The sequence below is a fragment of the Paracoccus mutanolyticus genome (assembly GCF_003285265.1).
Lineage (GTDB): Bacteria > Pseudomonadota > Alphaproteobacteria > Rhodobacterales > Rhodobacteraceae > Paracoccus > Paracoccus yeei.
The window spans coordinates 2,492,201-2,504,584 of the sequence record NZ_CP030239.1 but is presented as its reverse complement, the minus strand read 5'-3'; the positions used below and the strand labels follow the sequence as shown (position 1 = coordinate 2,504,584).

At 68.9% G+C, this 12,384-nt stretch carries 9 protein-coding genes and 5 pseudogenes; 5 read left to right on the top strand and 9 right to left on the bottom strand.

Going from position 1 to position 12,384, the window contains the following annotated elements:
• Positions 1-411 precede the first annotated feature (411 nt).
• From DPM13_RS26135 to DPM13_RS13550, 5 genes are all read right to left on the bottom strand, one after another.
• A complete protein-coding gene (locus DPM13_RS26135) occupies positions 412-696 on the bottom strand; it encodes a hypothetical protein (RefSeq protein WP_317616449.1) in 285 nt (94 codons plus the stop codon).
• Positions 639-1,544, bottom strand: coding sequence for an RsmB/NOP family class I SAM-dependent RNA methyltransferase (locus DPM13_RS13565; protein WP_317616315.1), 906 nt, complete (start codon positions 1,542-1,544; stop codon positions 639-641). The genes DPM13_RS26135 and DPM13_RS13565 overlap by 58 nt, the downstream gene beginning before the upstream one ends.
• Before the next feature lie 59 nt (positions 1,545-1,603).
• Positions 1,604-2,401, bottom strand: coding sequence for a lysozyme family protein (locus DPM13_RS13560; RefSeq protein ID WP_223252026.1), 798 nt, complete (start codon positions 2,399-2,401; stop codon positions 1,604-1,606).
• A gap of 64 nt (positions 2,402-2,465) precedes the next feature.
• The gene (locus tag DPM13_RS13555; RefSeq protein ID WP_223252025.1) at positions 2,466-3,479 is read right to left on the bottom strand and encodes an ABC transporter permease; all 1,014 of its coding nucleotides are present in this window, start codon (positions 3,477-3,479) and stop codon (positions 2,466-2,468) included.
• Positions 3,480-3,673: 194 nt separating this feature from the next.
• Entirely contained in the window at positions 3,674-4,357 is a 684-nt protein-coding gene (locus tag DPM13_RS13550) for an ABC transporter ATP-binding protein (RefSeq protein WP_099648983.1), read from the bottom strand.
• Positions 4,358-4,412: 55 nt separating this feature from the next.
• Between DPM13_RS13550 and DPM13_RS13545 the strand changes: the two are divergent.
• Positions 4,413-4,616, top strand: a pseudogene (locus tag DPM13_RS13545) (integrase core domain-containing protein); the annotation flags it as partial.
• Positions 4,617-4,848: 232 nt separating this feature from the next.
• On the opposite strand, the gene DPM13_RS25200 reads toward DPM13_RS13545, so the two are convergent.
• The 4 genes and pseudogenes from DPM13_RS25200 to DPM13_RS13535 all read right to left on the bottom strand — a co-directional run bounded on the left by DPM13_RS25200 (position 4,849) and on the right by DPM13_RS13535 (position 7,892).
• Positions 4,849-5,658 carry an alkaline phosphatase gene (locus DPM13_RS25200; RefSeq protein ID WP_262983133.1) on the bottom strand — a complete coding sequence of 270 codons (810 nt, stop codon included), beginning with the start codon at positions 5,656-5,658 and terminating at the stop codon, positions 4,849-4,851.
• A gap of 22 nt (positions 5,659-5,680) precedes the next feature.
• A pseudogene (locus DPM13_RS25195) lies at positions 5,681-5,992 on the bottom strand (alkaline phosphatase); the annotation flags it as partial.
• A gap of 52 nt (positions 5,993-6,044) precedes the next feature.
• Positions 6,045-6,212 (bottom strand): annotated as a pseudogene (locus DPM13_RS25190) (hypothetical protein); the annotation flags it as partial.
• Positions 6,213-6,890: 678 nt separating this feature from the next.
• Positions 6,891-7,892, bottom strand: a complete 1,002-nt coding sequence (locus DPM13_RS13535; protein WP_223252024.1) for an OmpP1/FadL family transporter — start codon at positions 7,890-7,892, stop codon at positions 6,891-6,893.
• Positions 7,893-8,272: 380 nt separating this feature from the next.
• Here DPM13_RS13535 and guaB point away from each other — a divergent pair, with 380 nt between their 5' ends.
• From guaB to DPM13_RS13515, 4 genes and pseudogenes are all read left to right on the top strand, one after another.
• Positions 8,273-9,721, top strand: coding sequence for an IMP dehydrogenase (gene guaB / locus DPM13_RS13530; protein WP_080622004.1), 1,449 nt, complete (start codon positions 8,273-8,275; stop codon positions 9,719-9,721).
• A gap of 137 nt (positions 9,722-9,858) precedes the next feature.
• A pseudogene (locus DPM13_RS13525) lies at positions 9,859-10,902 on the top strand (methionine ABC transporter ATP-binding protein).
• Positions 10,892-11,565: pseudogene (locus tag DPM13_RS13520) on the top strand (methionine ABC transporter permease). Before DPM13_RS13525 ends, DPM13_RS13520 begins: the two co-directional pseudogenes overlap by 11 nt.
• Positions 11,566-11,583: 18 nt before the next feature.
• Complete coding sequence (locus DPM13_RS13515; RefSeq protein ID WP_099648978.1) at positions 11,584-12,360, top strand: MetQ/NlpA family ABC transporter substrate-binding protein; 777 nt, start codon at positions 11,584-11,586, stop codon at positions 12,358-12,360.
• The last annotated feature ends 24 nt before the right edge of the window (positions 12,361-12,384 follow it).

The following is a 12,384-nucleotide window of genomic DNA, read 5'->3' as shown; positions in this document are numbered from 1 at the left end:
CGGCGGCATCAGATCCCGATCCTGCGGCCGACGGCCGGTCGCAGAGCAGGAAGCCCATGTTCCTGGCGAGACTACGGCGGCAACCGGCGCGGCAGGGTCTCCCCCTGACGGGACCGGGCTGAGCCAGCCGGACCGCGCGCCGCAGGGAAGGAACCGGACCCTGTCGGGCCTGCTGAACCCGCGAGGAACCGGAGCCCCGCGGTGATCGGCCGCGCGTTCCGGCTGCTGGTGACGGTGCGGAACTAGCGCGATCCACAGGATCCGATGACCAGCGGCATCGAAAGATAGGGCACCAGAAGCTGGGCAGAGCGCGATGTTTCCGGGCGGGTCGATGCCATGGGGTCCCCTGTACGGCGGCTTGTGCGGCCCTCCATATCCACCCCGGGTTAATGGCAGGTTAATCCCGTCTGATCAACGCCAGGTAGAATCCATCCGAGTCCGCGGGCGGCAGGAAACGCCGCTCCTCGACCAGGGAGAAGGGGGCTTGCGCGAGAAAGCGGCGGACCGTCTCGCAATTTCGCGCGGTGCTGGGCAGGGAAGGTCATGTAGGCCAGCACGTCCGCCCGCCGCGTCCAAGCCGGCCGCTTGGGCCAGGATGGCCGCCTGCTGGTCAAGAAGATCGGCGAAGCCCTGGGGCGTCAGCCGCCATTTGGCGTCGGGCGTGCGCCGCCAGGTGCCGCTGCCGGAACAGGGCACGTCGGCCACCACCAGGTCGAAGTGCCCGCGCTCCCCTCCGGGCGGGGCGATGCGGATGCGCGCCCCGGCCGCGCGGCCCGCGCCGGAAGATCGGCCATGCGCGCGGCATCGACGTCATGGGCGGTGACGGCGCGGGCCCCGCGGGCGGCCAGCGCCAGGGCCTTGCCGCCGCCGCCCGAACAGTAATCCAGCACGCTCCCTTCCAGGGGCAGGACCGCGCAGGCGCGTTGCGGCGACAGGTCCTGAAGCTCGACCAGCCCCTCGCGATAGGCGCGCGAGCCGGCGATGCGGCGTGCGCCGTCGATCACCCTCAGCGCCGTGGGCAGGGTTGCCGCGGCTTCGGTCGCGATTCCTTCCTCGGCCAGCGCGGCGACCGCCTGCTGGGGCGAGGCGCGCAGCGTGTTGGCCCGCAGCCAGACCGGAGCGCGGGCGCGCATGGCCTGGGCCACGGCCTCGGCCCGCGCGCCGAGCGAGGCGTCCCGAGGGGCAGCAGCCAGTCGGGCAGGTCGCGCGCCTCGGCCGGGGTCGGGGGGCGGCCCGCGGCCCGTTCCTCGGCCGTCAGGGGCGCCGGGGCATGGCCTTCGCCGGTGAACAGGGCAGCGGGGTCCAGCCCTTGGTCGCGGCACATCCCCAGGATCAGCCCGCGCCCGGTCATCGCCCCACCCAGCGCCGCGCGCGAGCGCTTGCGGCGCAGCGCATCGAAGACCAGGTCGCGCACCGCGGCCCGGTCGCCCGAGCCGCATGCGGCTGGCGCGCGACCAGCGCAGCAGCGCGGGCTCGGCCGGGTCTCCGGCCAGGATCCGGTCCAGAATGGTGATCGCGGCCTCGGCGCGCGCGGCAGGGGTCATGACGGGCTCCGCGTCAGGGGTCCGCCCAGAAAGACGCTGCGGGCGCGCTTGTCAATCGCTCAGGGCGGCAGGGGCGGCGGATCGGCCTGGCCGAACAGCGGCCCCGCCGCCCGCGCCAGGATCAGCGGCCCGCGTGTCGCGCCAAGCGACGGCCCCCGCCCCGCACCGATGGCGGCAAGGGAACCCGGCGTGCCCGTCACCTCCGTTCCCAGGGGCGCGCCCAGCAGCATCACCCGTTCCCGCACCCGCGTGCGGCTGCCGGAGGCGATCGAAGCGAAGCTGTTGTAGGTTTCGGGCGATCCGGTCATGCCCTGAAAGCCGCGCCCGCGCAGCATGGCCCGCAATTCGTCGAACCGCGCCAGATAGCGGTCGGCATGGACCCGGGTGCGAGAGTGGAACGCCCCGGCGGCGGCACGCCAGTCACCCGTTTCGGTGTAAAGCTGGCTGACGAAGCGGGCGGCGTAGCGCGCGTTTTCCAGGGGGTCGAACATCTGCGCGACCGAGGCGAAGTTTTCGCCGTGCCAGCGGAAATTCAGCTGGAAGCAGCCGATGTCGAGGTTGGTGCGCCCCTGCGCCACGCGATCCTGCGCAAAGGCGATGGCGCTTTGCGGGTCGTCGAACCAGGTCCCCTCGCCCTCGGCATTCGCGCTCCAGGCCCAGGGGCGGACGACGCCGTCCATGCGCCGCCCCGTCTCGGTCAGGGTCAGGGCGCCCAGGATGTCGGGGGGCACGCCGCTTTCCCGCGCGGCCTGCTGGGTCGCCCATTCGCAAACCTCGGCCGCGGGCGGGACGGCCCCCTGCCCTGCCCCGGCGGACAGGCAGGAGAGCATCAGGACAAGAAGGGAGAGTATCCGCATGAACCCCCGCGACAGGACGATAGCCGCAGGTCTAGCGCGCAAGGGTTAAGATAGGATGGACGCCTTACCCCCGCAGCGCCGCCGCCGGGGGCTGGCGATAGGCAAGCCAGGCCGGAACCGCCGCGGCCAGCGCCGAAAACCCCAGCAGGACCAGGAACATGGCCAGATCCTGCGGGGCGAAGCCCACCGGCAGGACAAAGCCCTGCGCCCGGGAGATGGCCCGCGACATCAGCAGGGACGCCAGGTAGCCGCCGGCGAATCCCAGCACGATGCCGGTGCCGAACAGCAGGAAAAGCTCGGTCCAGACCACGCCGAAGATTGCCCGGCCCGGCGCCCCGAAGGCCCGCAAGGCGCCGATCTGGCGCCGCCGCTGGCCGATGTGGATGACCGTCACCATCACCAGCGCGGCCGCAACCAGCGCAAGCGCCCCGGCCGACACCACCCCCAGCACGCGGCGCGCATCGCCGAGCAGACCGTAAAGCCCGGTCAGCACCTCGCCCGGAAAGATGGCGAGCGTCCGGCCCTCGGCCCGGTAGTCCTGGCGCAGCCGGTAGGCGTCGGCGATGCTGTTCGGCTTGACCAGGATCGCGGGGACCCCCGGCGCCTGGCCCGGCTCCCAGCGCTCGACCAGGGGCGCGCCCGCGTGGTCATGGTCGTGATCGTGGTCGTGGCGCTCCTCGCCCATGCCGTGCACCGACCAGACCGAGGAGATCGGCACCAGGATGGCGCGGTCCCAAGAGGTGCCGGTGGGCAGCAGCCGGCCGCTCACATGGTAATGCACGTCCTCGTGCGCGTGGCCGCCCTGATGCAGCTGGCCATGGGTGGGGGTGATCTCGGCCCCCAGCGGCAGGTCGACGGCCGCGCCCAGGACTGCCTCGAACCCGGACTGGAACATGCGCCCCTGCGCCAGGCCCGGCGCGGTGTTTTCCAGCAGCACCGTGGTGGTGCCGACCACCGGATGACCGTCCGCGAAATCGCCGAAGCCCACGGGCGCCGCCCAGGCCACGCGCGGATCGGCCTGCAATGCCGCCAGCACGTCGCCCGACACCAGCGGCAGGGCGGCCGGCTGCAGGAACACGGTGGAAACCAGTCGTTACCTCCCGGAGCCCGATCACCAGGTCGTACTTGCCGGTGCCCGCGCGCTCCCAGCCGCAGCGCCCGATCCGCAAGGTGACGGCGACGCCAAGCGCCACGGCCAGCGCCACCAGCGCCACGATCAGCGCCGAGCCGAGGCGCAGCCGACGCAGGTCGGCCAGGATGAATCCCATCATGTCAGGCAGCCCTCGCCAGACCGTCGGCGGCGATGCGCCCCTGGTCCAGCCGGACCTGCCGGCCCAGCCGCGCGGTCAGCCGCGCGTCATGCGAGACGACGACCAGCGTGGCCCCGGCCTGGGCGGCAAGCTCCAGCAGCAGGGTGCCGATCAGGTCCGCATTGCGGGGGTCCAGGCTGGCGGTCGGCTCGTCCGCCACGATCAGCCCGGGATTGCGCAGCAGGGCTCGGGCGATGGCTACGCGCTGCATCTCGCCCCGCGACATGGTCTCGATCATCTGGGCGGGCTTTTGCAGGCCAAGGCGCGCCAGCAGGTCGCGCGCGCGCTGGGCCATGGAAGGCTGGAAGGCACGCGCCAGCCGCGCCGGCAAGGCCACGTTGTCCAGCGCCGAAAGCCCCGGAAACAGGTGGAAATCCTGCATGACCAGCCCGACATTCGCGCCGCGCCAGCGGTCGCGCCGTCCTTCGGACAAGGCGGCGATGTCGGTGCCCGACCAGACCACGCGCCCGCGCGCTGGACGCTCGAGCCCCGTGATCACATTGACCAGTGTCGATTTTCCCGACCCCGAGGGGCCGGTGACGGCCACATGCTCGCCCGCTGCGATGTGCAGGGTCGGCAGCGCCAGGACCGGCGCCTCGAGCCCGGGATAGGCAACCTCGACGCCGGTGAGGGCAAGCGAAAGCATGCGCTCAGACCCGTTCGTAACGCGCGCCGCGCAGCCGGAGCTGGCTGACGAAGCCGCTCTCGCCGAAAGCATCATCGGTCTGTTCAAGACCGAGGTGATCAAGTTCTTCGGACCCTGGAAGTCTGTCGGGCAAGTCGAATGGGAAACCCTGAAATGGGTCGACTGGTATAACAACACCCGCCTGCACAGCGCCATCGGTTACATCACGCCGAACGAAGCGCCTGCTCAGGAGGCTTTCCACGAAACCTTGAATCGCTGACCAGCAGCCTAATCAGTGAACCACAAACTCTCCGGTAAACCCGTCCCAGCGCGCTGAACTTGCCGTAAAGCTCGTCAAAGGTCAGCGCGGGCGCCGCCGCATGGGCGGGCCGGATCAGGGAAAGCCCGGCCAGGCCGGCCAGGCAGCTCCTGCGGGTCAGGGTGTGCGTGCGGATCATCGCTGCCTCCTGTCAGGGTGGCCCGCCCGGCTGCACCGGGACGGGCCGCTGTCGTCACTGCGCCGGCGCACCCAGCGCCATGGCATCGGCCAGCACGCGGTAGACGTCCGACTGCTCCATGTAGCCCTTGAAGGCCTCGGCCCCCGGGCCCGTCGCCTGCAGCACGATGTCGTCGACCGCATGGACGCCGGTGTCGTTCTCGCGCGGCAGGTTGCCGACGCGCAGCACGGCGCCCGGCAGGTCCTTGTAGGCCTCGTTCGCGACATATTCGCCCTTGTCGTTCTGGATCGCCGGAACGAAGGGACCGTCGAGCTTGGGGCTCCAGGTTTCGTAATAGTCGGGGAAGTTGCTGGAGAAGATCGCCAGCCGGCGCGTCGGGTTGATCGCATCCGGGAAGCCGTCGGTGTTCTCATCCACATAGTTCGGGAAGCCAGCGTCGTCATAGACGCCGACCTTTTCGCGTGCATCGGCCACGTCCTTGTCGTCGTCGATGGTGCCGATGATCGAAACGCCATGCGTATGATCGCCCGTCACCACCACCAGCGTGTCGGGGTGCTGGGCGGCGAAGTCGCGGGCGACGGCCACGGCCTTGTCGAATTCGATGGTCTCGACCACGGCGCGGTCCCAGTCCAGCGGGTGCGACATCTTGTCGACCGAGGCGGCCTCGACCATCAGGAAGAAGCCGTCTTCGTCCCTGGAGAGCTGGTCCAGCGCCGCTTCGGTCATCTCGACCAGGCCAGGCTGGTTCGGGAACTTGTCGACGGTGCCCTTCTTCAGCTGGTTGCGGTCCAGCCAGGTGTCCATGTTGCCGGTGTGGAACAGTGCCCAGGATCTTGCCGCTGTTGGTGCCGCGCGCGGCGTCAAGCTCGGCCGCGTCGGTCGCCAGCGTATAGCCCGCGTCGCGGAACATCTGGACATAGTCCTGATCGTCCTTGCGTTTCGAGCCAGGCACGTCCGACTTCAGGAAATAGGCCGAGCCGCCGCCCAGCATCACCTCGGGCTGGACCTGGTAGAACATGCCGACGATATCGGCCTTGTCCGCGCGCTTGCGGGTGTGGGCGACCACCGCCGCGGGCGTCGCGTCCTGCAGTTCCGAGGTGGTGACGACGCCCACCGAACGGCCGCCGGTGCGGCGCAGCGCCTCGGCGATGGTTTCGACCTTGGGGTCGTCTCTGGCTGGGCGCGGTGCGGTCGGCATAGACGCCCAGCGCGTTCACCCGGCTTTTGTGTCCGGTCATGTAGGCCGACATGGTGTTGGCCGAATCCGTCGCGATGGAATGCGTCGATGAGGTGCCGATGAAGGCCATGTGGTCCAGGTCGTCCATCGCCAGCCGGCCGTCGGCCTTGCCCTCGGTCATGCCCTTGGACATGATCCGGGCGGCGGTGCGGTGCGCGACCGACAGCCCGTCCGCGACCATGAAGATCACGTTCTTGGCCTTGGCGGTCTCGGGGGTGGCATAGACGGTCCAGGTGACGGTCTTGCTTTCGTCGCCGGCCTTGACCTCGACCGTGTAATCCCCCGCCTGTGCCAGGGCCAGGTCGCGCAGGATCAGGGCCGAGCCCAGGACCGTGCCGTCCTCGTCCTTTTCCTCGGCCACATAATCGGCGGGCTTGCCGAAGACCTCGGCATAGGGCTGGCCGTTCACGGTCACGGCGATCTCGGTCTCGGGGTGGACGGCGTCCAGTTCGACCTTGAAGTCGAAAGGCGAGGCCGCGAGGATCGTCGCGCGGTCCAGCGGCATGATCGTCGCCGCCTGGGCGACAGAGGTAAACATCGTGGTGGCCGCCAAAGCGGTAATCAGAGCGCGCATTCCTGCCTCGTTTGAATCTCGTCCGAGCCGAAGCTCACGGCGCCCTGCTACCCGCCACAGGTGACGGTAAGGTGACATCGGCGGGAAAATTGTCCTTTCCGCCCCGCGACCTATCCTGACGCGCGGCAGAACGCGGCGCTTGGGCGGCGGCCCCGGCAGGCCGGTGGCACTGCGCCGTGGCGCGCGACGGAAATGCAAGACCGCACCGGAACGGCCGGTGCGGTCGGAGCGCATTCCAAGGATGAACCGGGCCGCCGGGATGGTCCGGCGCGGCCCGGTCCCGGATCAGAAGTGATAGCCGACGCGGACACCCACGCCCCAGGCATGGTTGCCCGACATGCGCGCGCGGGCCTCGTCCGGCGTGCCGGTTTCGGCATAGGCATCGCCCAGCTTCACATAGCTGACGCCGGTCGTGACCTTGAAGCTGTCCTGCGTATAGATCGCAGCCAGCGTGACGCCCTTGCGCCCGTTGGTGGGCGCCAGGGGCGACACCAGGTCATCGCCATCGGGTTCGTACATGACCGAGACCGAGCCCGACCAGTTCTCGGTGAACTTGCGGCCGACGCCGATGGTGTAGGTGGTCGTGTCCTCAAGCTCGACCAGCCCGCCCTCGACGCCGAAGCCGGCGGGCGGGGCGCCGACCAGCAAGACCGGCTCGACCTTGAACTCGGACCAGTTCACCCAGCGGATCGAGCCGAACAACAGCATGTCGGGCGCGATGCCGGTCTGCCCTTCGAGCAGCCAGGACCGCGGGGTCTTGACCGTCGTCTCGCTGCCGACCGCACCGACCAGCGGGTGGGTTTCGGTCGTGTCGAAATCATGCTCGATGGGCGAGTTGTAGGTCAGCGAGACACGCGCCGCGATGTCGGGCCGCTCATAGGCGACGCCCGCGACCCAGCCCACGCCCCAGGCGCTGTCCAGGTCCACCTGATAGCCCGCAAGCGGGCCGTAGGCCGCCCCGTTCAACCCGACGACGCCGTCGGCGCGCGACCCGCGAATACCGCCATGGACCGAGAAGTTGTTCTCGAACTTCCAGCGCAGCAGGGCCGTGTAGGTGGTCGAGTTCACCTCGACGAAGGTGCCGCCCAGGGCAATCGATTCGCCCCCGGGATAGCGGATGTCCGCGCCGAAGGGCTGCTCCATGATGAAGGCGCCCGACAGGTTCGGGTTGAACTGGTGCTTGTAGGCGATGCCGGCGAAGCCATAGCCTTGCGCCACGTCCCCGGTGCCGCGCCCGCCGAACAGCGCCAGGTCGCGGCCCGACACGTCCTGATCGACCGGGAACAAAGCTCAGCTCGACATAATCTCCCTCTTCGAACAGGGGGGCCAGCGACTGCGGCGCCCGCTCGATTCCCCCGGCCAGAACCGGTGCGGTGCTGCCCAGCAGCAGGCCGATCCCGGTTATCAGATATTTCATGTCTTCCTCCCCCAAACGGTTCCAAGGAACCCGGACAAAGCGTGCGGCAGCCCAATGGCTTGCGTCAATCTTATCAGCCTTCTGACGCGGCGTCCCACGCCGGTTCGCGTTTTACGCGTGTCGCTGCGGCCACTTCGCCACACTGGGGCAAGCGGCACGGGTCGCGCGGCGGGTGTGCGGCCGCACTGGACATTCGGTTCCGCCCGTGAAATGGGAAACTGCCAAACGAACCCCTGACAAGGATGCTCCCATGCAGATTCGTGAGGCTTTGACCTTCGATGACGTTCTTCTGGTTCCTGCGGCGTCCTCGGTGATGCCGTCCACCGCCGATGTGACGACCTTCGTCACCCGGCAGATCCGCATGAACATTCCCCTGCTCTCCAGCGCGATGGACACCGTGACCGAAAGCCGCATGGCCATCGCCATGGCCCAGGCCGGCGGCATCGGCGTGATCCACCGCAACCTGACCGCCGACCAGCAGGCCGACGAGGTGCGCCGCGTCAAGCGCTTTGAATCCGGCATCGTCTACAACCCGATCACCTTGACGCCCGACCAGACCGTGGCCGACGCCAAGGCGCTGCAGGAACGTTACAACGTCACCGGCTTTCCGGTCGTCGATGCCGAAGGCCGCGTCGTCGGCATCATCACCAACCGCGACATGCGCTTCGCCAACAGCGACGACATGCCCGTCAAGGCGGTGATGACGGCCGACAACCTGGCGATCCTGCGCGAGCCCGCCGACCGGGCCGAGGCGATCAGCCTGATGAAGGCGCGGCGCATCGAAAAGCTGCTGATCACCAATGCCGCAGGCAAGCTGACCGGGCTTTTGACGCTGAAGGACACCGAACAGTCGGTGCTGAACCCGCTGGCCTGCAAGGACGAACTGGGCCGGCTGCGGGTCGCCGCCGCCTCGACCGTGGGCGACGAAGGGTATGAACGCAGCATGGCGCTGGTCGACGCCGGCGTCGATATGGTCGTGATCGACACCGCGCACGGCCATTCCGAAGGCGTGGCCCGCGCGGTCGCCCGCATCAAGAACCAGTCGAACGAGGTCCAGGTCGTCGCCGGCAACGTCGCCACCGCCGAGGCCGCGCGCGCCCTGGTCGATGCCGGCGCCGATGCGATCAAGGTGGGGATCGGCCCCGGCTCGATCTGCACCACCCGCATCGTCGCGGGTGTCGGCGTGCCGCAGCTGACCGCCATCATGGACGCGGTACGAGGCGCGGGCGACGTGCCGGTGATCGCGGACGGCGGCATCAAGTTCTCGGGCGACTTCGCCAAGGCCATTGCGGCAGGCGCAAGCTGCGCCATGGTCGGCAGCGCCATCGCCGGCACCGACGAAAGCCCGGGCGAGGTGATCCTGTATCAGGGCCGCAGCTTCAAGTCCTATCGCGGCATGGGCAGCCTTGGCGCCATGGCGCGCGGCTCGGCCGACCGCTATTTCCAGAAGGACGCGGCGACCGACAAGCTGGTCCCCGAGGGGATCGAGGGCCAGGTGCCCTACAAGGGCTCGGCCAGCGCGGTGATCCATCAGCTGGTGGGGGGGCTGCGCGCCGCGATGGGCTATACCGGCAACGCCACCGTGGCCGAGATGCGCGGCGGCTGCCAGTTCGTCCGCATCACCGGCGCGGGCCTCAAGGAAAGCCACGTCCACGACGTGCAGATCACCCGGGAAAGCCCGAACTACCGGCTGGGCTGACCCCTTCGCGCGCGAAAAAGAACAGGGTTCCTCCCGGCGCGTCCTGGGTGGAACGCGATCATCGCCCCGCCCTGCCCCGGCCCCTTGCCAAGCGGTGGCCGTGGCGCATAGGTCAGCCTGACAGTCAGGACAGGATCATGGCAGAGCCGGCAATCTCATTTCGGGGCGTGACGCGCCGCTATCCGCAAAAGCGCGGCGGCGACGTGGTGGCGCTGCACGACATCGACCTGGACGTGCCCGAAGGCGCGATCACCGGGATCATCGGCCGGTCCGGCGCGGGCAAGTCCACGCTTCTGCGCATGGTCAACGGGCTGGAGCGGCCGTCCTCGGGGCAGGTCATCGTGCACGGGCGCGACGTGGGCGCGGCCTCGGACAGCCGGCTTCACGCGATCCGGCGCGAGGTCGGGATGGTCTTCCAGCATTTCAACCTGTTTCCACCTGACCGTGGCCGAAAACATCGCCCTGCCGCTGGACGATCGCGGGCGAACCCCGCGCCGCCATCGCCCCCCGCGTGGCCGAACTGATCGAACGCGTGGGCTGGCGCGCAGGCCGGGCGCTATCCGGCCGAACTGTCGGGCGGCCAGAAGGAGCGCGTGGGCATCGCCCGCGCGCTTGCCACCGGACCGCGCGTCCTGCTGTCGGACGAGGCGACCTCGGCGCTTGACCCCGACACCACGCAGCAGGTGCTGGAACTGCTGCAGGACATCAACCGCGAGATGGGCCTGACCATCCTGCTGATCACCCATGACATGGCGGTGGTGCGCGACATCTGCTGCCATGTCGCCGTGATCGAGGCCGGGCGCATCGTCGAGGCGGGCGAGACCTATGCCGTGTTTTCCCGGCCCCGGCACCCGACCACGCGCAGCTTCCTGCAAGGCGTGACCGGCGTCGCGATCCCGCATTTCGTCAAGGGCATGATGACCGACACCCCCGGGTCGGATCAGGCCGAGGCGGTGGTCCAGGTCACCTTCACCGGCCGCCACGCGACCGACCCGATGCTGGCGCGGCTGACCGCCGAACGCGGCGTCAGCGTCAACATCCTGGCCGGCGCCATCGAGGAAATCGGCACCCAGCCCTTTGGCAGCCTGATCGTCGGCCTGCCCGCGTCCCGCTTGGCGGAATCGCGGTCCTTCCTGGAAGAACACGGGCTTCTGACCGAGGTGCTTGGCTATGTCGGCTAACCTGATCCCGATCCTGTGGGAATCGACCCTGCAGACGCTTTACATGGTCGCCATGTCGACCCTGCTCGGCACGATCATCGGCGCGCCGCTGGGCATCTTCCTGGCCACCTCGCGCCGGGGCGAGCTGCTGTCGGCCCCGGTGCTGAACGCCGTGCTGGGGCTGATCGTCAATGCCGCGCGCTCGACCCCGTTCATCATCCTGGTGGTGGCGATCATCCCGCTGACCCGGCGCTGGCGGGCACCTCGATCGGCACCACCGCCGCCATCGTGCCTTTGACCATCGCAGCCGCCCCCTTCATCGCCCGCCTGATCGAAACCGCGATCCGCGAAATCGACGCCGGCCTGATCGAGGCCGCCCGCGCCATGGGCGCCACTCCCATGCAGATCGTGCGCAAGGTCCTGATCCCCGAGGCGATGCCCGGCATCATCCTGGGCCTCACGCTGGCCGTCGTCAGCCTGATCGGCTATTCCGCCATGGTCGGCGCGGTCGGCGGCGAGGGGCTGGGCGACCTCGGCATCCGCTACGGCTACCAGCGCTTCATGCCCGAGGTGATGCTGGCGGTCGTCGTCATCCTGATCGTTCTGGTCCAGGCGGTCCAATCGCTCGGCGAATGGATCGCATCCCGCTTTGACAAACGCGCGCCCCGCAACCGGGGCCGGTAAACCGTGAAAGGAACCCCCATGCGCAAACTCGCTCTCTTTGCCTCGGCCCTCGCGCTCAGCGCGGCCATGGCCTCGGCCGAGGACATCAAGGTCGGCGTCTCGGTCGGCGAACATGCCGAGATCATGGAGCAGGTGGCCAAGGTCGCCAAGGACAAGGGCCTGAACATCGACATCGTCGAATTCACCGACTATGTCGTGCCGAACCAGGCCCTGAACGACGGCGACCTGCAAGCGAACAGCTTCCAGCACCAGCCCTATCTGGACCAGCAGATCAAGGACCGCGGCTTCGACCTGGTGGCCATCGGCAAGACCATCACCACGCCGATGGGCGTCTATTCCGAAAAGCTGAAGTCGCTGGACGACCTGCCCGAGGGCGGCAAGGTCGCGCTGCCGAACGACCCGACCAACGGCGGCCGCGCGCTGCTTCTCTTGCAGGACAAGGGCGTCATCACGCTGGCCGAGGGCACCGGCCTGACCCCGACGCCGCTCGACGTGACGGAAAACGCCAAGAACCTCAAGTTCCTGGAGCTCGACGCAGCGCAGCTGCCGCGCGCGCTGGCCGATGCAGACGTGGCGATCATCAACACGAACTACGCGCTGGAAGCCGGCCTCAACCCGGAAAAGGACGCCATCGCCATCGAAGCCGCCGAAAGCCCCTATGCGAACATCATCGTCGTCCGCACTGCCGACAAGGATGCGCCCTGGGCCAAGACCCTGGTCGACTCCTACCACTCGGACGCGGTGAAGAAATACATCCAGGACAAATACACCGGCGCCGTCATCCCGGCCTGGTGATCGTCACCGTTTTCCAAATACCCA

Bases quoted from the DNA above. Each gene is read 5' to 3' on its own strand.
- DPM13_RS13565 (WP_317616315.1), bottom strand. From the start codon at position 1,544: ATGACCCCTGCCGCGCGCGCCGAGGCCGCGATCACCATTCTGGACCGG.
- DPM13_RS13560 (WP_223252026.1), bottom strand. From the start codon at position 2,401: ATGCGGATACTCTCCCTTCTTGTCCTGATGCTCTCCTGCCTGTCCGCC.
- DPM13_RS13550 (WP_099648983.1), bottom strand. From the start codon at position 4,357: ATGCTTTCGCTTGCCCTCACCGGCGTCGAGGTTGCCTATCCCGGGCTC.
- guaB (WP_080622004.1), top strand. From the start codon at position 8,273: ATGCAGATTCGTGAGGCTTTGACCTTCGATGACGTTCTTCTGGTTCCT.
- DPM13_RS13515 (WP_099648978.1), top strand. From the start codon at position 11,584: ATGCGCAAACTCGCTCTCTTTGCCTCGGCCCTCGCGCTCAGCGCGGCC.